Here is a 22,892-nt window from a genome sequence, read left to right as displayed (position 1 = left end):
CATGGCCGTGGCCGTCCACGTGTGGCAGGGTTGGCGGGTGCCACCCACTCCCGCCGGCCAGCTGGCCGTTCCGAACCTGCACCGGGCCGCGCGGATCGAGGACGCCGTGCACCAGCTCGTGGAGCGTCGGCTGCGGCGCACCGGCTGGCGGGTCAACATCATCGCGTACACCGGCTACGGCTCACCGGGCTGGGTGCGGGTCATGTGCCGGGTGCTGCTGGGTCGTCCCGACACCCGCCAGCGGGGCCGGCTGGACACGGTCCGCGGGTGGCGCAGCTTCACCACCTTGCCCGCCAAGCACGTCACGGTGACGATCGAAGCTGGTGGGGTGTGCTGCGAGGCGCGGGCCGACCGCAGCGGCTTCGTCGACACGCTCGTCGAGGCCGATCTGCCGCCCGGGTGGGGCACGGTCCGGCTCAGCGTGCCGGACGCGGAGCCGGTCGACGCGCCGGTGCGCATCCTCGACCCGGAGGTCCGGTTCGGCATCCTCTCCGACATCGACGACACGGTGATGGTGACCGCGTTGCCCCGGCCGCTGCTGGCCGCGTGGAACACCTTCGTGCTCGACGAGCACGCCCGGGCCGCCGTGCCCGGCATGGCGGTGCTCTACGAGCGGCTGGTCACCGCGCACCCGGGCGCGCCGGTCTTCTACCTCTCAACCGGCGCGTGGAACGTCGCGCCGACGCTGACCCGGTTCCTGTCCCGGCACCTCTACCCGGCCGGGCCGCTGCTGCTCACCGACTGGGGTCCGACCGCGGACCGCTGGTTCCGCAGTGGCCGGGAGCACAAGCGGGTCACCCTGGCCCGGCTGGCGCGGGAGTTCCCCGAGGTGCGCTGGCTGCTGGTCGGCGACGACGGCCAGCACGACCAGGAGATCTACCGGGAGTTCGCCGCCGCCCACCCGGAGAACGTCGCCGGGGTGGCGATCCGCCGGCTCTCCCCGACCCAGTCGGTGCTGGCCGGTAGCCTGCCGGCGCCGGCGGGTCGCCCGTCCTCGGGGCCGGTGGGGCAGAAGTGGCTCTCCGCACCGGACGGCGCCGGCCTGTGGTCGCTGCTACGCGACGCCGGCCTGGTCTGACGCTAGCCCTGGCGGAGCCAGACGACGCCGAGCGGGGGGATCTGGAGGGCGGCGGAGGCCACCATGCCGTGCCAGGGCACGTCCTCGGCGTGCACCTCGCCCAGGTTGCCCACCCCGGAGCCGCCGTAGTGCTGCGCGTCGGTGTTGAGCACCTCGGCCCAGGCGCCGCCGGCCGGCAGGCCGATCCGGTAGTCGTGCAGTGGCTGGGCGGAGAAGTTCGCCACGCAGACCAGCGTCGAGCCGTCCGGGGCGATCCGGATGAACGACACGGTGTTGTTGGCGACGTCGTCGCCGGCGATCCAACGGAAGCCGGCCGGCTCGGTGTCCTGCGCCCAGAGCGCCGGGGTGTCCCGGTAGATCCGGTTGAGGTCGCCGACCAGGCGCTGCACGCCGGCCCGGGCCGGGTCGTGCAGCAGGTACCAGTCGAGGCCGCGCTCCTCGCTCCACTCCCGGTCGTCGGCCAGTTCCGAGCCCATGAAGAGCAGCTGCTTGCCCGGGTGCGCCCACATGTACGCCAGCAGCGCCCGGACGTTGGCCAGCCGTTGCCAGGTGTCGCCGGGCATCTTGCCGGCGAGTGAGCCCTTGCCGTGCACCACCTCGTCGTGGCTGATCGGCAGGACGTAGTTCTCGCTCCAGGCGTACGCCAGGGAGAAGGTGAGCTGGTGGTGGTGGTGCTGGCGGTAGATCGGGTCCTTCGAGGTGTAGAGCAGGGTGTCGTGCATCCAGCCCATGTTCCACTTGAACCCGAAACCCAGCCCGCCCTCGGCGGTGGCGCGGGTGACGCCCGGCCAGGCGGTGGACTCCTCGGCGATCAGCACCACCCCGGCGTGGTGCTTGTAGACGGTCGCGTTCACCTCCTGCATGAACGCGATGGCCTCCAGGTTCTCCCGGCCGCCGTACTGGTTGGGGGCCCACTCGCCGTCCTTGCGGGAGTAGTCCAGGTAGAGCATCGAGGCGACGGCGTCCACCCGGAGCCCGTCGACATGGAACTGGTCGCACCAGTAGAGCGCGTTGGCGACCAGGAAGTTGCGGACCTCGCGGCGGCCGAAGTCGAAGACGTACGTGCCCCAGTCGGGGTGCTCGCCGCGCCGCGGGTCGGGGTGCTCGTAGAGCGGGGTGCCGTCGAAACGCGCGAGGGCCCACTCGTCCTTGGGGAAGTGCGCGGGCACCCAGTCCAGGATCACGCCGACGCCGGCGGCGTGCAACTGGTCGACGAGGTGCCGGAACTCGTCCGGGTCGCCGAACCGGGAGGTCGGTGCGTAGTAACCGGTCACCTGGTAGCCCCAGGAACCGCCGAACGGGTGCTCCATCACCGGCAGGAACTCCACGTGGGTGAAGCCCAGCTCGGTGACGTACGCGGTGAGCTGCTCGGCCAGCTCGCGGTAGCCCAGCCCGGGCCGCCACGAGCCGAGGTGCACCTCGTAGACGCTCATCGGCTCCTGGTGCGGCTGCCGCTCGGCCCGCCGGGCCAGCCAGTCGGCGTCGGACCACCGGTACGTCGAGTGGTGCACCACCGAGGCGGTGGCGGGCGGCACCTCGGCGTACGCCGCGAGGGGGTCGGCCTTGTCCCGCCACTGCCCGTCGGCGCCGAGGACCCGGTACTTGTAGCGGGCCCCGACCCGGGCGTTGGGGACGAACAGCTCCCACACCCCGCTGGAGCCGAGCGAGCGCATCGGCCAGCCGTCGTCCGGCGACCAGCCGGTGAAGTCGCCGACCACCCGCACGCCGTGGGCGTTGGGCGCCCAGACGGTGAACGCCACCCCCTCGTCGAAGACCCGGGCGCCGAGCGCCTCCCACAGCCGCTCGTGCCGGCCCTCACCGATCAGGTGCAGGTCCAGCTCGCCGAGAGTCGGCCGGTATCGGTACGGATCGTCGTGGGTCGCCCCGTCGACCTCCACCCGGTAGTCGAGGACCTCGCCGGGCAGCACCGCCTCGAACACGCCCGCGTCGTGCACCCGCTTCATCGGGTGCCGGTCACCGCCGACCAGGACGGCGGCGTCGCCCGCGCCCCGGCGCAGCGTGCGGATGGTGGTCCGCCCGTCGGCGGGGTGCGCGCCGAGCAGCGCGTGCGGGTCGTGCGTCACGCCGGTGATCAGCTGGTCCATCGGGCGTCCTTCGAGGCGGGAGCGGTCGGCGCGGTGCCGCTGGAGAGGTCGGCGGGGACGTCCGCGACCGTGAGCGTGGCCGGGACCGTGGCGACGGGCGCCGGTGCGCCGGGCGGGGTGGGGCGGCGCACGGTCAGCACGTGTGCCGGTTGCAGGTACGGGTCGAGCCGCACCGCGTTGCGCTGACCCCAGTCGTAGCTGGTGCCGGTGAGCTCGTCGTGCACGGTGAACCGCTCGTGCCAGTCGAACCCGAGCGACGGCATGTCCAGCGTGGTGTTGCCCCACTGCACGGCACGCGGGTCGAACGAGCAGATCACGATGACAGTGTCGCCGGTCTCCGGTTCGTGTTTGGACCAGCAGAGCAGCGCCGGGTTGTCGATCTCGTGGAAGCGCAGGTTGCGCAGCTGGTGCAGGGCCCGGTTGTCCCGGCGTACCCGGTTGAGGGTGGCGATGAACGGGGCCAGCGAGCGGCCCTGCGCCTCGGCGCCGGCCCAGTCCCGGGGGCGCAGCTCGTACTTCTCGTTGTCCAGGTATTCCTCGGCGCCGCGGCGGGCCACGTGCTCGAACAGCTCGAAGCCGGCGTACATGCCCCAGGAGGGGGAGAGCAGCGCGGCCAGCACCGCCCGGATCTTGAACATCGGCGGGCCGCCGTGCTGCAACGACTCGTGCAGGATGTCCGGGGTGTTGGGCCAGAAGTTGGGTCGCATGTAGTCGGCCGCCGCGAGCAGTTCCTCGCAGTACTCCCGCATCTCCGCCGCCGTCGTGCGCCAGGTGAAGTAGGTGTACGACTGGGTGAAGCCGATCTTGCCGAGGCCGTGCATGATGGCCGGCCGGGTGAACGCCTCGGCCAGGAACAGCACGTCCGGGTCGACCTTCTTCACCTCGGCAATGAGCCAGTGCCAGAAGTCGAAGGGCTTGGTGTGCGGGTTGTCCACCCGGAAGATCCGGACACCCTCGCCGACCCAGTGCAGCACCACCCGCAGCACCTCGGCCCGGATGCCCTCCGGATCGTTGTCGAAGTTCACCGGGTAGATGTCCTGGTACTTCTTCGGCGGGTTCTCCGCGTACGCGATGCTGCCGTCGGCCCGGGTGGTGAACCACTCCGGGTGCTCGCTGACCCACGGGTGGTCCGGCGCGCACTGCAACGCCAGGTCCATCGCCACCTCCAGGCCCTGGGCCGCCGCGGCCTCGATGAAGGCCCGGAAGTCTGCCGGCGTACCCAGGTCGGGGTGGATGGCGTCGTGGCCGCCCTCGGCGGCGCCGATCGCCCACGGCGAGCCCACGTCGTCCGGCCCGGCGGTGAGCGCGTTGTTGGGGCCCTTGCGGTTGACCCGGCCGTTCGGGTGGATCGGCGGCAGGTAGAGCACGTCGAAGCCCATCGCCGCGACGCCCGGCAGCCGCTCCGTGGCGGTGGCGAAGGTGCCAGAGCGCGCCCCCACCGCTCCCTCCGAGCGCGGGAAGAACTCGTACCAGGCGGAGAAGAGCGCACGCTGCCGGTCCACCCAGAGGGAGTACGTGTCACCCTCGGTGACCAGCTCCCGTACCGGATGCTCCCAGAGCAGGTCGGCCAGGGCCAGCGCAGGGTCGACCCGCTGCGGCAGCGGCAGGTCGGTGTCGACCAGCGCCGTGAGAGCCGTGGCGACCCGGGCCCGCTCGGCGGCCGGCACCAGCTCGCGGGCGGCGGTGAGCACCCGGGCGCCCTCGGCCAGGTCGTTGGCCAGCTCGGCCGGCCCCTGCCCGGCGGCCATCTTCTTGGTCACCGCGTTCTGCCAGGTCAGGTACGGATCCTGGAACGCCTCGACGGTGAAGACCCAGGCGCCGACCGTGTCCGGGCGGATGGTGGCGTGCCAGCGGTCCTGACCCGGCTCGCCGGGGCGCATCCGGGTGAACGGCCGCGCCGCACCGTCCGGGCCGAGCCATACCACGTTGCAGCCGAGGGCGTCGTGGCCCTCCCGGTAGGCGCGGGCCGACACCGGGATCGGTTCGTCGACCACTGCCTTGGCCGGGTAGCGACCGCAGGCGACGGCGGGGGAGACGTCTTCGATCGGGAACCGTCCAGTCACCCCGCCAACCTACTGTGCGAGATCCTCTCGCGCGCGGCAAGCAACTGACGTTGGCGAGCTATGCGTGACCGAGGGGCAGGCGTCATGGGTGATGCCCGACTGCAAGTATCGCGTATCATATGTGACACGTGACAGGAGGTCGGGTATGAGGTTGAATAGCAAGGGCCAGGTCACCATCCCGGCGGCCTTGCGGGCCCAGTACAACCTGCACGAGGGCGATGAGGTGGATGTGGTTGAGGAGGGCGGCGCTCTCCGCATCGTGCGGGTCCACGGCGCCGACACCCGGGGGCAGCGCCTCGTGCGCCACATGCGAGGCCGGGGTAGCGCCAAGGAGACCGAGCACATGTCCACCGAGGAGTTGATGGAGTTGCTGCGTGGCGAGTGACCGGCTCCGCGCCCTGCCGTCGCGTTCGCCGGATGCGGCGACGACCCTGGTCGACACCAATGTGCTGCTGGACATCCTGACCGATGACCCGAAGTGGGCGGAGTGGTCGGGAGTTGCCCTCGCCGAGGCTCGTGACGCCGGCAACCTGGTGATCAATCCGATCGTGTACGCCGAGGTGTCAGTCCGTTTCGCCGGTATCGAAGAGCTGGACGAGGCGTTGCCCGCGGGGGACTTCCTTCGCGAGGAGCTTCCGTACCCGGCGGGCTTCCTTGCCGGTAAGGCCTACGCGCGGTACCGCAAGTTAGGCGGCATGAAGCGATCGCCTGTCGCCGACTTCTACATCGGTGCGCATGCGGCGGTGTGCCGGTACAACCTCCTGACCCGTGATGGGGCGCGATACCGCACGTACTTCCCGACCCTGACGCTGATCACGCCGACCGACTGACTGCTGCTCAGTCGTCGTCCAGCCGCCCGCTGTCAAGATCCGCGCACTTTCGAGGAAACTGCTTACCTCACCGAGCGGTACACGTCGAGCGTCTGCCGGGCGACGGCGTCCCAGGAGAAGTGCTTCACTGCGCGCTGCCGGCCGGCCTTGCCGAATCGCGCGGTGCGGGCCGGGTCGGCCAGCAGCGTGTTGACCGCCGCCGCCAGGTCGGCGACGAACTTCTCCGGGGCCAGCGGCCGGCCGGACCCGTCGGCGGCCTGCTCGATCGGCACCAGCAGGCCCGTCTCACCGTCAGCCACCACCTCGGGGATGCCACCGGTGGCGGTCGCCACCACCGCAGTCTCGCAGGCCATCGCCTCCAGGTTGACGATGCCCATCGGCTCGTACACCGACGGGCAGACGAAGACGGTGGCGTGGGTGAGCACCTGGATCACCTCGGGCTTGGGCAGCATCTCGGCCACCCAGACCACCCCGGAGCGGTTGGCCCGCAGCTCGGCGGCCAGCTCCTCCACCTCGGCGGCGATCTCCGCAGTGTCCGGAGCGCCGGCGAGCAGCACGAGCTGGGTGTCCGCCGGCAGCTCCCGGGCGGCCCGCAGCAGGTAGGGCAGCCCCTTCTGGCGGGTGATCCTTCCGACGTACACCACGCTGGGTCGGGCCGGGTCGATGCCGAGCCGCTCCAGCACGTCGGTGCCCCGGTCCGGGGCGTACTGGATGGTGTCAATGCCGTTGTAGACCACCCGGACCCGGTCCGGGTCGACCTGCGGGTAGGCGGCCAGCACGTCGCGGCGCATCCCACCGCTGACCGCGATCACCGCGTCGGCGGCCTCCACCGCCGTGCGCTCGCACCAGGAGGAGAGCGCGTAGCCGCCGCCGAGCTGCTCGGCCTTCCACGGCCGCAGCGGCTCCAGGCTGTGCGCGGTCATCACGTGCGGCACCCCGTGCAGCAGCTTCGCGGTGTGTCCGGCCAGGTTGGCGTACCAGGTGTGGCTGTGCACCACGTCGGTGCCGGCCGCGCCGGCGGCCATCTCCAGGTCCACGCCCATGGTGCGCAGCGCGGCGTTCGCGCCGGTGAGGCCGGGCGGTTCGGCGTACGCGGTGACCGCCGGCTCGGTGCGCTGCAGACCGAAGCAGTGCACCCGCACGTCGGCGAGGCGGCGCAACTCCCGGGCCAGGTACTCGACGTGCACGCCGGCGCCGCCGTAGACCTCCGGCGGGTACTCACGGGTCAGTAGATCGACGCGCAGGGAGCCGGTGGCCGGGGAGGAGTCGGTCATGTGCGCACCCTAGTGCAGAAGACTCCCCGTACGAGTGGTGAAGTGCGACGCGGGTGGATAGCGTCGGGGCATGGCTGCCAAGGTGCTCGCGATCGTCCTGGCGGGTGGGGAGGGCAAGCGCCTGATGCCGCTCACCACGGACCGGGCCAAGCCGGCCGTCCCGTTCGGCGGGATGTACCGCATGGTCGACTTCGTCCTCTCCAACCTGGCCAACGCCGGCTATCTCAAGATCGTCGTGCTGACCCAGTACAAGTCTCACTCCCTCGACCGGCACATCACCAAGACCTGGCGGATGTCCACGCTGCTCGGCAACTACGTCACCCCGGTACCCGCGCAGCAGCGTCGCGGCCCCTGGTGGTTCGCCGGCTCCGCCGACGCCATCTACCAGAGCTTCAACCTGATCAACGACGAGCAGCCTGACTACGTGATCGTCTTCGGCGCCGACCACATCTACCGGATGGACCCGCGGCAGATGGTGGAGGACCACATCGCCTCCGGCGCCGCGGTGACCGTCGCCGGCATCCGCCAGCCGCTGTCGATGGCCGACCAGTTCGGCGTCATCGAGGTCGGCGAGGACGGTCGGCGCATCCGGGCGTTCCGCGAGAAGCCCACCGACGCGGTCGGCCTGGCGGACGCACCGGACGAGATCTACGCGTCGATGGGCAACTACGTCTTCACCACCCGGGCGCTCTGTGAGGCGGTCGAGCGCGACGCGGAGGACAAGACCAGCAAGCACGACATGGGCGGCAGCATCATCCCGATGCTCGTCGAGCGGGGCGAGGCCAACGTCTACGACTTCCGGGACAACGAGGTGCCGGGCACCACCGACCGGGACCGCGGTTACTGGCGGGACGTCGGGACGCTCGACTCGTTCTACGACGCGCACATGGATCTGATCAACGTGCACCCGGTGTTCAACATGTACAACTTCGACTGGCCGATCTACACGGAGCAGCCGCCGTGGCCGCCGGCGAAGTTCGTGCACCAGTGGGGCGAGCGGGTCGGCCGCGCGGTCGGCTCGATGGTCTCCCCGGGCGTGGTGATCTCCGGCTCGCTGGTGGAAAACTCGATCGTCTCGCCGAAGGTGCGGGTGCACTCCTGGACGCACGTCGAGGGCTCGGTGCTGATGGAGGGTGTCGAGATCGGCCGGCACGCGGTGATCCGACGAGCCATCCTGGACAAGAACGTGTTCGTCCCGGAGGGCGCCGAGATCGGCGTCGACCTGGAGAAGGACCGGCAGCGCTACACCGTCTCCGACAACGGCATCGTGGTGATCGGCAAGGGCCAGAAGGTCGAGCTGTGATCCCTGCCGGCCCGTCGTCCGTCGCAGTACCGAGGAGGTAGACCCCCGTGCCCCATCCCCGTGCCGGCCAGCCCGCCGAGGCCGCCGACCTGGTCGACGTGCCGCGCCTGGTGACCGCCTACTACGCCGAGCACCCGGACCCGGCGGACCCGGCGCAGCAGGTCTCCTTCGGCACCTCCGGCCACCGGGGTTCCAGCCTGCGCAACGCGTTCAACTCCGACCACATCCTGGCGGTCACCCAGGCGCTCTGCGACTACCGACGGGAGCACGGCCCGGACGGCCCGCTCTTCCTCGCCCGGGACACGCACGCGCTCTCCGCGCCGGCCGCGGTGGACGCCCTGGAGGTGCTCGCCGCCAACGGGGTCACCGTGCTGGTGGACAGCCGCGACGGCTACACCCCCACCCCGGCGCTGTCGCACGCGATCCTCACCCACAACCGGGGGCGCACCAGCGGGCTCGCCGACGGCATCGTCATCACCCCGTCGCACAACCCGCCCGACGACGGCGGCTTCAAGTACAACCCCACCAACGGCGGGCCGGCCGACACCGACGTCACCCGGTGGATCCAGGACCGGGCCAACGCGATCCTGGCCGCCGGGCTCAAGGAGGTCCGCCGGATCACCTACGCCCGGGCCCGGGCCGCTGACACCACCGGGGAGTACGACTTCCTCGCCAGCTACGTCGACGACCTGCCGACGGCGATCGACGTCGACGCCATCCGCGACGCCGGGGTGCGGATCGGCGCGGATCCGCTGGGCGGGGCGAGCGTGGCGTACTGGGGTGAGATCGCCGAGCGGCACCGGCTGGACCTGACCGTGATCAACCCGACGGTCGACCCGACCTGGCGGTTCATGACCCTGGACGGAGACGGCAAGATCCGAATGGACTGCTCCTCGCCGAACGCCATGGCGTCGCTGATCGCCGCCCGCGCCAACTACCAGATCTCCACCGGCAACGACGCTGACGCCGACCGGCACGGCATCGTCACCCCGGACGCCGGCCTGATGAACCCCAACCACTACCTGGCGGTGGCGATCAACCACCTGTTCCGCACCCGACCCGACTGGGGTCCGGCCGCCGCGGTGGGCAAGACCCTGGTCTCCTCGTCGATGATCGACCGGGTCGCCGCCGACCTCGGTCGGCCGCTGTTGGAGGTGCCGGTCGGCTTCAAGTGGTTCGTGCCCGGGCTGCTGGACGGTGCGGTCGGCTTCGGCGGGGAGGAGAGCGCGGGCGCGTCGTTCCTGCGCCGCGACGGCTCCACCTGGACCACCGACAAGGACGGCATCCTGCTCTGCCTGCTCGCCGCCGAGATCCTGGGCAGCACCGGGCGCAGCCCGAGCGAGCACTGGGCGGAGCTGGCCGAGCGGTTCGGCGCGCCCTCGTACGCCCGGATCGACGCCCCGGCCACCCGGGAGCAGAAGGCCGTGCTGGGCAAGCTCTCCCCGGAGCAGGTAACCGCCACCGAACTGGCCGGCGAGCCGATCACCGCGACGCTGACCAGCGCGCCCGGCAACGGTGCGCCGATCGGCGGGCTCAAGGTCAGCACGCAGTCCGGCTGGTTCGCCGCCCGGCCGTCCGGCACCGAGGACGTCTACAAGATCTACGCCGAGTCGTTCCAGGGGCCGGAGCACCTGGCGCGCATTCAGCAGGAGGCCAAAAACCTGGTAGACGGGGTGCTCAACCAGTCCTGACCCCACCCAGGCCCACCCCCCCACCCCCTCCGCGTTGATCATGAAGTTATCGCCGCGACACGCCGTGCCGGGCGGCAATAACTTCATGGTCAACTGGGTGGGCGGGGTCGGTCAGCAGGGTGGGGGGCGATCCTGCTGGTGATGCTGGAGCTCCTCGGGCAGCAGCTCGCGGAGCTGCTCGGGCAGGAACGGCAGGTCGAGCAGGCTCATCTTCAACTGGTTGCGTTCCTGGTAGCGCAGCGGGTCGAGGCGGACCACCAGGCCGGCGTTGCGGCGGTAACTGATGTCGATGGTCCCCTCGGTCGCCGCGTCCCGGAACACCAACCCGTCCATCTCCACGGCGACCGCCGCCGAGTTGGGTTCCAGCTCCAGTCGGATCTTCTCCCCTGGAGAGAGCACCACCGATCGGGAGATGCCGGCCATCGGCGCCGACGGCGTCACCACCACCACGTCCGCCGCCGGGGAGATCAGCGGTCCGCCGGCGGCGTAGCTGTATGCCGTGGAGCCGATCGGCGTGCTGACCACCACGGCGTCGCAGCGGTAGTAGCCGTACTGCTGGCCGTCGATCCCGAGGGTGGCGGTGATGAAGCCGGAGCCGGGCTGACGGACCAGGGCGATGTCGTTGAACGCCACGACGTCGTCGCCGCACACGTCGCAGGCCAGGCAGGCGTGCGACTCGACGGTGAAGTCCTTCGACAGCAACCGGCTCAACGCCTCGGGCAGCTCCGGCGGTTCGACCTCGACCAGAAAGCCGAGCTTGCCCAGGTGCACGCCGAGCACCGGTTTCGGGTCGAGGATGGCGGAACGCAGCGCTCCCAGCATGGTGCCGTCACCACCGATGCTGATCAACGCGTCGGCGCGGACGGCCACCGCGTCCGCCGGCACCGGCTCGACGCTGGCCGGCACACGGTGCTGGTCTTCCTCGCGCACCATCAGCGACTTGTGGTGGCGCGACGCCCACCGTTCGATGATCTCGACCACCTCGGAGACATCCCGGGTGGGGTGCAGCACCAGACCCAGCCCCGACATCCGTACAGCTCATCACATCGGCGTCGGATACGCCCGGCGTACCCCGAAGGTGCGCCGGCGGTCCGGGGACCGCCGGCGCACCTCGCCGCCGTCAGCGGCGGGGCCGGCCGGTCAGGTGGGTCAGCGAGCGGGCGACCAGGTCGTCGCGGGCTGCCGGCGCCAGGCCCTCCAGCCCGAAGCCCAGGTACACGGTGTCCGCGGTGACCACCGCCGAGCCCTCCTCGAACGCCTGCTGGCTGCGCGACCAGTCGTTGGCGTTACCACCGGAGCCGGCCGGTGGGCCGGCCACCGTCCAGTCGCCCAGGTCGGCCGACTCGAACGAGGTCTCCGCCACGGCGGACCCGTCGACCAGAACTGGGGCGTCGTCCAGGAAGACTCCGAGACCCTGGGTGCCCCAGTCCGAGGCGTACGAGATCGACAGCTCGACCTGTTTGCCGGCGTAGCCGGACAGGTCGACCACGAACTCCTTCCAGCCGCCCGAGGCACCGGTCGCCGCGTTCCAGCTGCCGGTGCTCCCGGTCGGCGAGCAATCCGCCCCCTGGTAGTGCGTGATGAACGGGTGCAGCTCGTCCCAGCCGCTGGCGCAGCTGTCCCCGGTGACCGTGCCCGTCTTGCCGTTGGCGTCCGGCAGGGTGGTCCAGGTGTCGGTGCCCACCTCGTGCGCCTCGACGAAGAGGAAGTCCCAGTTCTCCTCCAGGTCGTACGAGGTGAAGAAGCGCAGCTCGCCGCTGCTCGCCCCGGTCAGGTCCACGGTGCGGGTGAGCCGCTTGTACGACTCGTCCGCCTGGCCGCTGTACAAGTACCACTCCCCGGTGCGCGGGTCGAACGGTGCGCTGCCCGGGCGGGTCCAGCCCACCGGCGCGGAGCTGGCGAACTGGGGGAACTGATCCGGCGGCAGGAACGTCGAGGTGGTCAGGAACGACGCGGTGTGGTCCTGGTTCCCCGCCGACCCGGGGGCGTTGAGCTGCCCGCTGAACCCGGTGAACCCGGGGCCGTCACCGGCGACCGGGTACGGCTCGCCCTCCGGCGAGGTGCCGCCGTCGCTCACGTAGGTGAAGGCGCCCAGCCAGTACTGCTGGAAGTCGTTCAGCAGCGGCAGGCAGGTGGCGTCCTCGGCGTCGGTGCACTCCGCCGGCGCGTCCGGGTGGTACACGTACGAGCCGTTGGCGCCCTGCGCGAACAGTGCGTACTTGCCGCTGACCAGCAACTTCCCGCCCTCGTTGAGGTAGTCCCGGACGGCCAGCTCGGTGTCCAGTGCGGCCCGGGCCGTGGTGCCGGCGACCTGGCCGGGGGAGCGCAGGATCACGTCGTCCCCGGTCTCCCACACGACCGTCCGGTAGTGCGACAGCACGCCCAGCGGGTGCGGCGCCTTGCGCCCCATCGCGTCGAAGTCGTAGACATCGCTGCTGTGGCCGGCCCGGGTCAGCGACGCGGCGATCTCGTCGGCGTACTTCGCAGTGCCGCCGGTCTGCGCCGGGCTGAGCCCGGTCACGTCCTCCACCGCGAGGACCAGCACGTCGCCGCCGATGTCGCCGTGCACCCGGTAGGTGAAGCGTTCACTGGCCACCGGGCCTCCGCGGGGCTTCACCCCGGTGAACCACACCTCAACCCGGTCACCCGGCTTTGTGCCGGTGACCGTGCCGCGCAGCTCGGCGTAGTAGTCGTCGCCGACGTCGCCGTACCGCTCGCCGCCGCGCCACTCACGAACCTTGCTGGTCTTCGGCCGGCCCCCGTTGACCACGTAGTGCATCCGGACGTCCTTCAGCGCTCGCCGCGTGATCGAGGCGACCTGCTGGCTGCGCCCGTACGACGTGTCGAAGGTGTCCACCACGAAGTCCGGTGTGCTGCGGCCGACCACCGACACCGGGTCGTCCGGGTTGCCCGCCGAGCTCGCCACTGCCAGCGCGAACGGCAGGTTCTTGGCCACCTCACCGGCGATCAGGCCCTCGTCGTCCGGGAAGATGAAGTCGCTGACGCAGTCCTCCGGGCGCCACTCGTCGTCCGGGTCGACCGCCGAGGCGGACTCACAGGTCGACATCTCCGGCGTGAAGCCCAGCGTCCCGTAGCGCACCGAGGCGTGGCTGTCGGTGTCGCCGTTGGTGGTGTACAGCTCGGCGGAGATGTCCGGGTCGTAGCCGGGCACCGCCGGGTGGGCGTCGTCACCGGCCATCGCCTGGTAGATCACGTCGTCCGGCGTGGGGGTGCTTACCTGCCAGCCCACGCCGTAGAGCAGCAGTTGGGCCGCGGAGTGGTAGTTGACGAAGAACTCGAAGCCGACCCGCTGGAAGAGCCGGTCCAGTGCCTTGGTCTCCGGCTCCGAGTTGGGCGCCGGGCCACGGTAGGTGTCGCTGTTCGGCTCGGGTGACGAGCCCTCGTTGTCGTACCCCCACTTGTAGCTGAAGTTGCGGTTGAGGTCGACCCCGTCGGCGGTGGTGATCTGCCCGTCCCGGTCGTTGTCGCGCAGGTTCTTGCGCCACAGCCGGTTGCCGGGGGTGAAGGTGTAGTCGTAGCCGTCCGGGTTGGCCACCGGCAGGAACCACAGCTCGGTCCGGTCCAGCAGCCGGGTGATCGCCGGATCGCTGCCGTAGTTGTCCAGCACGTGGTGCATCAGCCGGCGGGTCATCTCCGGCGTGATCCACTCCCGGGCGTGCTGGGCGCTGCCGTAGAGCACCGCCGGACGGCGGCCGTCCGGCACCGTCCGGGCGTTCTTGGTGACCTTGACCGCGAGGATCGGCTTACCCTGTTGGGTCCGGCCGATCGTCTCGACCTTGGCCAGCCCCGGGTGGCGCGCGGCGGTGGCGATGATCTCGTCGCGGAGGCCGCCGGGCTCGCTGTAGGAGCGGAACGCTGACCAGCCGGCCGCCGCCTGCTCCCGCAGCGCCTGGGAGGCGTCCTTGCCGCGCACCTTCTTGATCGAAAGGGGGACGCCCTGGCCGGCCAGTCGCTTCGCCTGCCGACGGCTGAGCACCGTCTCGACCGTCGTGCGGCCGGTCGAGTCCGTCTTCGCGTCGTGGCCGAGGTCGACCCCCGCCGCGCGCAGTTGATCCCGCTGTTTCGCGTCGACCGTGCCGACGTACACCTCCAGGCCGTCGCGGGCGCCCGGATCGGACGGCGGCCGCGCTGGCCGGTGGGGTCAGTGCCAGTGCGCCGAGCAGGGTGACCACGCTGGCGAACGCCAGTCGTCTCGGTCTCATCGCGCCTCCTTGGGTGAAGGACCTGTAGGCGCGAGCCTTCGAGCCGGCGTGATCGATGTCAATAGGTCGATCGGGGCGAGGCGGCTTACCGTGCCGATCCGGCTGCCCCGGTGATGGCCGGGTGGACGGTTCGGCGTACTCCGATCGGAGGATGTTCGGCGATCGGGCGAGCCCCTGTGTCGGAAGCGGCTACGGTCGGACCGGCATATTCGGACAAAAGACGGAGTCCGGCTGGTTCGCCGCCCGACCGTCGGGCACCGAGGACGTCTACAAGATCTACGCCGAGTCGTTCCAGGGCCCGGAGCGCCTGGCCCGGATCCAGCAGGAGGCGAAGGACCTCGTCTCCGAGGTGCTCAAGCAGGCCTGAGCCGCCGCCGTCCGGCGGCCCGGTCAGCGCGGCGGGGGGAGTTCCCGGCGGTTGAGCTGCCGGAGCAGGTTCTCGGGAAGCATCTCGCGCAGTTGTTCGGGGAGCAGCGGGAGATCCAGCAGGCTCAGCTTGAGCTGGTTGCGCTCCTGGTAGCGGCGCGGGTCCAGGCGGACCACCAGGCCGGCGTCCCGGCGGTAGCGCACCTGCACCGCGCGTACAGGGTGAGGGACGCCAGCGCGGCGCCCGTCATCCCCCAGATCGGGAATGGCGAATCCGTAGAGTTCCGCGGCGCCTACGGCGCTGGCTGCGCCGATGATCGCGGCGGTCCGGCTCCATCCGCCGCCGAGCAGCGCCCGGGCGGCCACTCAGTACGGGGCGAGGCAGATCTCCGCGACGAGCAGCGGGAAGAGGAGAGTCCCGCCTACTACCACGGGCCGGACGTGTCTGTGCCGCAGCGGCGGGACCGGCTCAAGGTCGTGCCGTACACGGTGGACGACCCGGCGATCATGCAGCGGGTGGTCGACCTCGGCGCCGACGGGATCAGCACCGACAACCCGGATCTGCTGGTCAGCGTCGTGATCCGCAACGGTCTGCGTTGACGGCAATCCCACCCGGCCGCGGCGCCGCCGCTCACGGCGGCGGCGGGGCGGGGGTGTCGGCCGACCGGCTCTTGGGCACCAGCGGGGCCGAAAGTAGCTGGCCCGGCTGGTCACAGAGCGCGGCGAACCGTGTGATCAGCTTCTCCGGTTCTTCGGCGGGGTCGAGGGAATTGACTTCGATGGGGTCGAGCGCGGGCACGGTGACGTGCGAGATCAGTGGATGCAGCGGCCGGACGTCGGCCTCGCCGGCGCCGAAGAGCTCCTCGTGGAGTTTCTCCCCGGGCCGCAGCCCGGTGTAGACGATCTTGGAGGGGCCGGGGGCCTGGGCCGCGAGTTGCCGGGCGACATCGTCGATGCGAACGGGCTTGCCCATGTCGAGTACGAGCGCCTCGCCGTCCCGGCCGATCGCGGCGGCCTGGAGCACCAGGTGCACCGCCTCCTGGATCGTCATCAAGTAGCGGGTCACCTCGGGGTGGGTGACCGTGATCGGCAGCCCGGCCTCGATCTGCGCCCGGAACGCGGTGACCACGGACCCGCGGCTGCCCAGCACGTTGCCGAAGCGGACGCTGAGGAAGGTCCCGGGGAAGTTGGCCGCTGCGTACGCGGTGAGCCGTTCCGTGATCCGCTTTGAGTGCCCGAGCACGCTGATCGGGTTCGCCGCCTTGTCGGTGGAGATGTTGACGAACTTCGCCACCCCACGACACGCCTCGAGGACCGCGAGGGTGCCCCACACGTTGGTCTGCACGGCCTCACCGGGGTGTTGTTGCAGCAGAGGCAGATGCTTGAGCGCGGCGGTGTGGAAGACGATGTCCGGGCGGCGTTCCGTCATGATGCGAGCGAGCCTTTCGGCGTCACGCACGTCGGCGAGGATCAGCTCGGACGTATCCAGGAGCGCCCGGCCGGACAGCGACAGTTGCAGGCTGTGCAGTGCGGACTCGTCGCGGTCGAGCATCAACAGCTCGCTGGGGTTTGCGCGGGCGATCTGCCGGCAGAGCTCCGATCCGATCGAGCCGCCGGCGCCGGTCACCAGGATCCGGCGGCCGGCGAGTCCCGTGTCGGCGCACTTGATGTCTGCAACGACGTGCCGGCGGCCGAGCAGGTCGTTGATGTCCACGTCGCGTACGTCGGCCACGCTGATCCGGTGATCGACCAGTTCGCGTACGGGGGGAAGAACCTTGAAGGCGGCCCCGGCCGCCAGGGTGGCGGTACGGACCTCGCAGATCAGTCCGGCGTCGGCGTTGGCCACCGAGAAGATGAGGGTGGCCGCCCCGGTCCGGGCGACCGCGGTGGCGATGTCCCGGCGCCCGCCGAGCATCGGTACGCCGTCGATGCGCATCTGTTGCTTCTCCGGGTCGTCGTCCAGCAACCCGACCGGCAGGTACCGGCCGCGGGGGTCGCTCACCATCGCGCGCAGCAGGGCTTGCCCGGCCGAGCCCAACCCGAAGAGCACTACCGGAGTCGCGGAACGGCTACTCGGCCGCAGGGCGCGGTCGCGGCGACGACGGTACGCCGTCCGGATGGACAGCATGATGAGCAGGGCCACCGCGGCGCCCATCGGCGGGGTGCTGGCAGGTACCGGCCGCTCCGTCACGGAGAGAACGGCGGCCAGCAGCATGATCGCCGCAGTGCAGGCGGCCGTGCCGGCCAACGCTCGGACCTCGTGCAGGCTGCCGATCGGGTGTCGCCCCCAGTACCGGCGCCGGAGCAAGGCCATGGTGGAATGCAGCGCGGCGGCGATCAGCCCGGCGCCGAGGGTCCGGGTGATCTGGCCGGTGGTGAGGTCGAATTCGTATCTGGTCCAGGCTGCTACGGTGAATCCGCCGATCCAGGCCGCGGTATCGCTGGCGAGCAGTGCCGCGGTGCGGCGCTGGACCTCCTTCCGCCGGTCGGTTGCGTGGGTGTGGGTCGGCGCGGCTGCGCTGGGCTGCATCGATGGCTCCCTGGTGCTGGTTTGCTACACCTGGCGGGTACTAGGCCTCTTCGTCAGGTAAGAACTATTTAGCCCGCTTTCAGGGCTAGTTGTGATGTATTCGCAGTCGTTAGCTCTTTAGATCCGTTTTACGCCGCATGCCGCGCAGAGGCCGTAGCCCGGGGCACGGGGATGCGGTACCCGGTCAGCGCCCAACTCCCGGTCGCGTGCGCGGCGTAGAGTTCCGCGCCGCGAGGCATGGCCCGGTCGAGGATGGTTCGGACCACCTCGGCGACTCCCGGCTGGCGCGGAACATCAGCCCGAGCCGGATGCTGCTCATTACGAGATCACCCAACCGGCCCCGGTCCGGGGGGTCAGGGTCGGCCCATGCCGCGGTACTCCCAGCCGGCCTCGATCCATAGTGCCGGGTCGAGGCAGTTGCGGCCGTCGATGATGCGGCGGTTGGTGACGAGTGTGCCGAGGGCGTGGGGGTCGGCGTTGCGGAAGTCGGCCCATTCGGTTAGGACGCAGACGAGGTCGGCGTCGCGGACGGCGTCGGTCATGGTGGGTGCGTAGGTGAGGTCGGGTTGTGCGCGGCGGGCGTTGTGCATGCCTTGGGGGTCGTAGACGTGCACGTATGCGCCGGCTTTGGCCAGCAGGGCGGCGACGGCCAGGGAGGGGGCGTCGCGCACGTCGTCGGAGTTGGGTTTGAATGTGGCGCCGAGTACGGCGATGCGGGTACCGGACAGATCGGGGCCAGCGGGGCCGCAGCGGCAGGCGAGCAGGTCGGCGGCGAGTTGCAGGACGCGGGTGCGTCGGCGTTGGTTGATCAGGTCGACTTCGTGGAGGAAGCGGAGGGCTTCGCCAGCGCCGAGTTCCTGGGCGCGGGCTTGGAAGGCACGGATGTCCTTGGGGAGGCAGCCTCCGCCGAAGCCGACGCCAGCTTGCAGGAAACGGTTGCCGATGCGGGGGTCGTAGCCGATGGCGCGGGCGAGTTGGGTGACGTCGCCGCCGGCGACTTCGCAGACCTCGGCCATGGCGTTGATGAACGAGACTTTGGTGGCGAGGAAGGCGTTGGCGGCGACTTTGACCAGCTCTGCGGTGGCGAAGTCGGTGACCACGACGGGGAGTTCGCGGTCTTCGGTGGCGGCCAGGTCGAGCACGCCCTTGTGGGCGGCGTAGAGCATGCTGCTGGCCCACTCGCTGTTGACGCCGGCGACTATGCGATTGGGTCGCAGGACGTCTTCGACGGCGCAGCCTTCCTGGAGGAACTCAGGGCTCCAGGCCACCTCGACGCCCAGTTCGGCGGGGGCGTGTTTCCCGACGAGTTGTTCGACCCATTCGGCGGTGCCGACCGGCACGGTGGATTTTCCGACGATGAGCGCCTTGCGGGTCAGGTGCCGTGCCAGGCCGCTGACCACGGCTTCGATATAGGACAGGTCGGCGCCCACGCCGTCAACGCGTTGTGGGGTGCCCACGCAGATGAAGTGCACGTCGCCGAACTCGGCGGTCTGTGCCAGGTTGGTGCAGAACCTTAGCCGCCCGGCGGCAAGGTTGCGTTTGAGTAGTTCGTCCAGGCCGGGCTCATGGAACGGCACCTCGCCATCGGTCAGTCTGGCGATCTTGTCGATGTCGACGTCAAAGCCGAGCACCTCGTAGCCCATCTCAGCGAAGCAGATCGCGTACGTCGTGCCGAGGTATCCGGTGCCGAGGAAGGCCAACCGGGGACGCGGGGCACCCGACGGCGGGGTGACTGCCGCCCTATCGGGGTCGGCCAGCGGCGTGGGGCGCTGGTTGGTCACGGTCAGGCCTCCGTGGCAGGCGTTGTTGGGTCCGCGCCCCAGTGATGTGCTGGGGCGTACGGCTGTGGTGGGTGATATCTGAGGCTCCAATGAGGTGCGCTTCGGCTGATCCGGTAGCGACAGCGCTGCATGTCCGTCCTGGGCAGAGGTCCTAGCGCAGGGCCTTCGATGAGTCGGCCGCTGTCGGCTACGACGCTCAGCGGGCCGCGATCCTGTTCCGCACCGCTCTGCGCGCCGGTCGCCGGTCGCCGTCAACCGCATCGAGCAGCACCCGTTCGAGGCGGCGGAACTGGAAGTCGGTCAGCTGCATCTGCGCTCCCTGTGAGCTCTCTCGTGGCTACGTTCACCCGGCGGTGCGCCACGTTGGGTCTTCCGAACCGCGGGGGCCTGGCCGAACGTGGGCAATACATACTTAGCCACCGCGATCAGGATGAGACGCTTGTTTCACGTTTTTCGGTTGAAAGTCCACCATGGAGACCGGCCGTGACGGTGGCTCCCGCGGTGCGAGCGGACCCGCCGGCCGCCGGAACGCAATCGGCTGCACGTCTTCGCCGCGGCATCGCGTGGGACCCCGGACTCCGATGCGTTGCGGCTCTTGCGCGCCGATTTCAAATTTCCTACGGGCAGGGCGGCCGCGTGTCCCAGTGCTGATTCGGTCGTTGACCGAGGTGCAGCCGTGGGGGGGAGCCCGGCCCGGCTGCCTTCACGTCCGTAGACGCCGCGGGTCCTGCGCGACTCCCGGCCGCCGATGTCGCTGGCGGCCGAACTTCGCCCCGTCGCCACCGCGATGGGGCGTCTGTCGAGAGAGTGGTAGTTACGTGATTCTGGACAGCACACTGGGGGCGTCGCAGGGACGGGGGACGGCGCCGCAGCGGCGACGTGTGGCCCTCGTCACATCTGGTTTCCGTACTGGGGGCGGGGTACCCGCCGTCGCCCGGTGGCTAGCCGCCAACCTCGCGGCGACCGCTGCGTACGTGGTCGACATCCACGACCTGGCGACCTCCAGCCGTGATCCGTCGAGTCGCCGCCTGCTGGCCCCGACGTCCTGGACGCGGTCGAGCCTGTTGAGGCTGGACGTCGAGGACCCCGCGGTGCGCCACTGGGGCGCGAACGCCGTCGAGGTGGAGGCCATGCGCTACCGGCCCCGACGTGAGCTGACCTCCGCGCTGCGCGGCTACGACCTGGTCCAGGTGGTCTCCGGCTCACCGGCCTTGGCGGCCGCCGCGTTGCCCGCCGGAGTTCCGGTCGCGATGCAAGTGGCGAGTCCAGTCGTTTGGGAGCGCGCATCCCGCCTGGCCGCCTGGCCCATGCCGGTGCGCCGCTGGCGTCAGCTCATGACCAGCGTCACCACCCGGATCGAGCGAGTGGCGTTGCGTGCTGCCGACGCCGTGCTCGTCGAGAACGCCGCGATGCTGGATTACGTGATGTCACTTGGGCAGCGGCACGTGGTCAAGGCACCGCCGGGGGTGGACACCGACAGGTTCTCGCCGGCGCCGTCCGGCTGGCGCGGCGACGGCCACCTGCTGTCTGTGTGCCGGTTGGGCGAGCCACGCAAGGGCCTCGACCTGATGATCCGCGCCTACGCGCGCATGGTGGCGGCGGACGCCGCTGTCCCACCCCTGGTGCTCGCCGGCCGGGGCACTCCGGCGCCGATCATCCACGCCCTGGTGCGGCAACTCGGGCTGGAGTCCCGGGTCACCGTCCGTTCCGACGTCGCCCTCACCGAACTGGTCGAGTTGTACCGGACCGCCTCGGTCTTTCTCCAGACGTCCCATGAGGAGGGCCTGGGCATATCGGTGTTGGAGGCGATGGCGTGCGGCCTCCCGGTGGTATCGACCGACACCCACGGTGCCCGGGAGACGATCGTCGACGGGGTCACCGGCTGGCTCGTGCCGCTGGCCAAGCTCGACGACGTGCCGGATCTGTTCGCTGAGCGGGTCCTGGCCGTGCTGGCCGGGCAGGGGCGGGAGTTGGGCATCAACGGCCGGAGCCGGTGCGTGGCGCAGTTCTCCTCCCGGGCCGCCATCGATCGGTTCATCGCCGTCTACGACGGGCTGCTCGGGCCGTCGTCAACCACGCCGCTTCCGGCCGGGCACGGACGGCAGGACTGAGATGACGGAACCGGCCACGACGGCCACGGTGACCAAGTCCCAGTCACTGCCGCTCGCGCTTCTGCAGTGCTATCCAGTCACCACGCTGCTCCTGGCGCCCTATGCCGTTCTGATCGTTCCGATGGCAGTGATCAACCACAACCCCGGGACCGGGTTCATCCTGGGGCTGCTGGCGCTGGCGATGGCGGGTGCGACACTGGTGGAGACCGCGGCGCTGCTGATCTGGCGCCGGAAGACCTGGCGTCAGGAAACAATCTCCACCCGGACGGACCATCCGAAAATCTTTCTGATCGCCCGGCTGGTCGCGATCGGCAGCATGATCGCCGATGTCGCCGGGACGATGGCTGGGCGGGGCACCATCTTCACTCAGGTGTCCGGCACGGTCGCGGCGTCCCCCGTGGCCAGCGCCAGCGCGCTCGTGGCGGGCTGGAAGTACGTCGCGTTCGCGCTGCTCCTATCCAGTTTCCTGACCGGACGCGCCCGTCGCGGAGCCTTCTACCGCTGGACGCTGGCGCTCATCGGAGTGCAGGTCTGCCTGGTGTTCCTCACCGCGATATCAGCGCCGCTCATCGGCTACCTGACGTTCGTCTTTGCCGCGGGGTTGATACTTGGTGCCATCAGGTTTCGCTACGTCGTCGTGGCCGTGGCGGTGCTCTTCCTCGTTTGGCCGACGATCTTCAACGCTCGGAACGAGATCCGGGTCGCGAACGGCATCGCTGTCTCCGACAACTCCGCCATCGACCGGCTGCGGTTCGATACCCAGCTCACCCGGGCCAGCGGCTTTGAGGTTCCCGTTGACGTCGGTCAGCCACGAATTGCAGACTTTCCCCGGTACGGCCTCGTGCCGAGGATCGTGGACCGGGAGCGGCCACTCATCTCCACCGGAGCGAAGATCAATCAACATCTCGGTGGCAGCGCCACGTCCTCATTCAACTTCCTCACGCTGGGGACCGTGTATTTCCTCGACGGACCGGTCGGGGTCGTCATTTACTATGGGTTGTGGGCACTTGTGGTCGCCAGCCTGCTTTCGGTGGGACGAGGACCGGGACCCGTCCGGCTCTGTCTATTATGCCTGGTCATCGCCGGTCCCCTGGTCTGGGTAAGTACCTACCCCGACACGGTGATCGGGCTGCTCCAGCACACCGTATCGGCATCCCCCGTGTTCTTGGCGATCATGCTGTCCAAACGCGAGAAGAACACAGGGCGGCATCCAGCACCCGCACTCGATCCGCACCTGGCACTTCGCGTCTGACATCGCCGACCGGATCCGAGATGCCAGTGACGTGATCTCAACAAGAATCCGGTAGGTATCGGTATTCGAAATGGGTGAGGTGGAGAGCGGCGCGGACGATGTCGCCGACCTGCCGTGGGCTGGCTGTGCTGTGACGCAGGGTCCTCCAGCGGCCGACGAGGATCGCGAAGCCGCGTTCTCCGAGGCACCGCATGGATCGAAGGACGGCGTTGTAGGTCCGGTTGTCGACGGCGAGCCGGCGGCCGTCGGCGGGCTGCTTGTACGGAGCGTGGATGCCGTGGCCAG

15 protein-coding genes and 3 pseudogenes are annotated in these 22,892 nt (G+C 70.2%); 9 read left to right on the top strand and 9 right to left on the bottom strand.

The genetic code is table 11. The features are described 5' to 3' along the window. Positions 1–37: 37 nt before the first annotated feature. Complete coding sequence (locus tag ACWD6N_RS09240; protein WP_387327210.1) at positions 38–1,078, top strand: App1 family protein; 1,041 nt, start codon at positions 38–40, stop codon at positions 1,076–1,078. Positions 1,079–1,080: 2 nt separating this feature from the next. On the opposite strand, the gene glgB is transcribed toward ACWD6N_RS09240, so the two are convergent. Beyond that, positions 1,081–3,183, bottom strand: a complete 2,103-nt coding sequence (gene glgB / locus ACWD6N_RS09235) for a 1,4-alpha-glucan branching protein GlgB (RefSeq protein WP_387327213.1) — start codon at positions 3,181–3,183, stop codon at positions 1,081–1,083. Then, positions 3,171–5,246 carry an alpha-1,4-glucan--maltose-1-phosphate maltosyltransferase gene (locus ACWD6N_RS09230; protein WP_354965929.1) on the bottom strand — a complete coding sequence of 692 codons (2,076 nt, stop codon included), beginning with the start codon at positions 5,244–5,246 and terminating at the stop codon, positions 3,171–3,173. The genes glgB and ACWD6N_RS09230 overlap by 13 nt, the downstream gene beginning before the upstream one ends. A gap of 145 nt (positions 5,247–5,391) precedes the next feature. Here ACWD6N_RS09230 and ACWD6N_RS09225 point away from each other — a divergent pair, with 145 nt between their 5' ends. Next, entirely contained in the window at positions 5,392–5,631 is a 240-nt protein-coding gene (locus ACWD6N_RS09225; protein WP_328425678.1) for an AbrB/MazE/SpoVT family DNA-binding domain-containing protein, read from the top strand. Next, complete coding sequence (locus ACWD6N_RS09220) at positions 5,621–6,076, top strand: type II toxin-antitoxin system VapC family toxin (RefSeq protein ID WP_354965928.1); 456 nt, start codon at positions 5,621–5,623, stop codon at positions 6,074–6,076. The genes ACWD6N_RS09225 and ACWD6N_RS09220 overlap by 11 nt, the downstream gene beginning before the upstream one ends. A gap of 62 nt (positions 6,077–6,138) precedes the next feature. Here ACWD6N_RS09220 and glgA read toward each other — a convergent pair whose 3' ends face one another. Then, positions 6,139–7,350, bottom strand: coding sequence for a glycogen synthase (gene glgA, locus ACWD6N_RS09215; RefSeq protein ID WP_387327217.1), 1,212 nt, complete (start codon positions 7,348–7,350; stop codon positions 6,139–6,141). A gap of 70 nt (positions 7,351–7,420) precedes the next feature. On the opposite strand from glgA, the gene glgC reads away from it, so the two are divergent. Together glgC and pgm are read left to right on the top strand one after the other, a co-directional pair. Continuing rightward, positions 7,421–8,653, top strand: a complete 1,233-nt coding sequence (gene glgC, locus ACWD6N_RS09210) for a glucose-1-phosphate adenylyltransferase (RefSeq protein ID WP_354965926.1) — start codon at positions 7,421–7,423, stop codon at positions 8,651–8,653. 47 nt (positions 8,654–8,700) lie between these two features. Further along, positions 8,701–10,344: a phosphoglucomutase (alpha-D-glucose-1,6-bisphosphate-dependent) gene (gene pgm / locus ACWD6N_RS09205; protein ID WP_354965925.1), complete on the top strand. Its 1,644-nt coding sequence runs from the start codon at positions 8,701–8,703 to the stop codon at positions 10,342–10,344. Positions 10,345–10,455: 111 nt separating this feature from the next. Here the strand turns inward: pgm and ACWD6N_RS09200 are convergent, their stop codons facing one another. Further along, entirely contained in the window at positions 10,456–11,373 is a 918-nt protein-coding gene (locus ACWD6N_RS09200; RefSeq protein ID WP_354965924.1) for an NAD(+)/NADH kinase, read from the bottom strand. 91 nt (positions 11,374–11,464) lie between these two features. Beyond that, positions 11,465–14,567, bottom strand: a pseudogene (locus tag ACWD6N_RS09195) (M14 family zinc carboxypeptidase). A gap of 220 nt (positions 14,568–14,787) precedes the next feature. Here ACWD6N_RS09195 and ACWD6N_RS09190 point away from each other — a divergent pair. Then, a pseudogene (locus ACWD6N_RS09190) lies at positions 14,788–14,934 on the top strand (hypothetical protein); the annotation flags it as partial. Between the two features lie 23 nt (positions 14,935–14,957). Here ACWD6N_RS09190 and ACWD6N_RS09185 read toward each other — a convergent pair. Continuing rightward, positions 14,958–15,146 (bottom strand): annotated as a pseudogene (locus ACWD6N_RS09185) (NAD(+)/NADH kinase); the annotation flags it as partial. Between the two features lie 9 nt (positions 15,147–15,155). Here ACWD6N_RS09185 and ACWD6N_RS09180 point away from each other — a divergent pair. After that, the gene (locus ACWD6N_RS09180) at positions 15,156–15,533 is read left to right on the top strand and encodes a glycerophosphodiester phosphodiesterase family protein (RefSeq protein WP_354965923.1); all 378 of its coding nucleotides are present in this window, start codon (positions 15,156–15,158) and stop codon (positions 15,531–15,533) included. Positions 15,534–15,564: 31 nt separating this feature from the next. On the opposite strand, the gene ACWD6N_RS09175 is transcribed toward ACWD6N_RS09180, so the two are convergent. Together ACWD6N_RS09175 and ACWD6N_RS09170 are read right to left on the bottom strand one after the other, a co-directional pair. Further along, positions 15,565–17,463: a polysaccharide biosynthesis protein gene (locus tag ACWD6N_RS09175; RefSeq protein WP_354965922.1), complete on the bottom strand. Its 1,899-nt coding sequence runs from the start codon at positions 17,461–17,463 to the stop codon at positions 15,565–15,567. 353 nt (positions 17,464–17,816) lie between these two features. Next, positions 17,817–19,163 (bottom strand): UDP-glucose dehydrogenase family protein, encoded by a 1,347-nt coding sequence (locus ACWD6N_RS09170; protein ID WP_354965921.1) that lies wholly within the window; start codon positions 19,161–19,163, stop codon positions 17,817–17,819. 1,055 nt (positions 19,164–20,218) lie between these two features. Here ACWD6N_RS09170 and ACWD6N_RS09165 point away from each other — a divergent pair. Together ACWD6N_RS09165 and ACWD6N_RS09160 are read left to right on the top strand one after the other, a co-directional pair. After that, positions 20,219–21,355, top strand: a complete 1,137-nt coding sequence (locus tag ACWD6N_RS09165; protein ID WP_354965920.1) for a glycosyltransferase family 4 protein — start codon at positions 20,219–20,221, stop codon at positions 21,353–21,355. A 28-nt stretch (positions 21,356–21,383) separates the two neighbouring features. After that, complete coding sequence (locus ACWD6N_RS09160; protein ID WP_450004651.1) at positions 21,384–22,607, top strand: hypothetical protein; 1,224 nt, start codon at positions 21,384–21,386, stop codon at positions 22,605–22,607. Positions 22,608–22,644: 37 nt separating this feature from the next. Here ACWD6N_RS09160 and ACWD6N_RS09155 read toward each other — a convergent pair whose 3' ends face one another. Then, complete coding sequence (locus tag ACWD6N_RS09155) at positions 22,645–22,881, bottom strand: transposase family protein (RefSeq protein ID WP_357552512.1); 237 nt, start codon at positions 22,879–22,881, stop codon at positions 22,645–22,647. Positions 22,882–22,892 lie beyond the last annotated feature (11 nt).

The organism is Micromonospora sp. NPDC005163 (genome assembly GCF_053599835.1).
This window is presented reverse-complemented; position numbering and strand designations above follow the sequence as displayed.

Bases quoted from the DNA above. Each gene is read 5' to 3' on its own strand.
- glgB (WP_387327213.1), bottom strand. From the start codon at position 3,183: ATGGACCAGCTGATCACCGGCGTGACGCACGACCCGCACGCGCTGCTC.
- ACWD6N_RS09225 (WP_328425678.1), top strand. From the start codon at position 5,392: ATGAGGTTGAATAGCAAGGGCCAGGTCACCATCCCGGCGGCCTTGCGG.
- glgA (WP_387327217.1), bottom strand. From the start codon at position 7,350: ATGACCGACTCCTCCCCGGCCACCGGCTCCCTGCGCGTCGATCTACTG.
- glgC (WP_354965926.1), top strand. From the start codon at position 7,421: ATGGCTGCCAAGGTGCTCGCGATCGTCCTGGCGGGTGGGGAGGGCAAG.
- ACWD6N_RS09200 (WP_354965924.1), bottom strand. From the start codon at position 11,373: ATGTCGGGGCTGGGTCTGGTGCTGCACCCCACCCGGGATGTCTCCGAG.
- ACWD6N_RS09175 (WP_354965922.1), bottom strand. From the start codon at position 17,463: ATGCAGCCCAGCGCAGCCGCGCCGACCCACACCCACGCAACCGACCGG.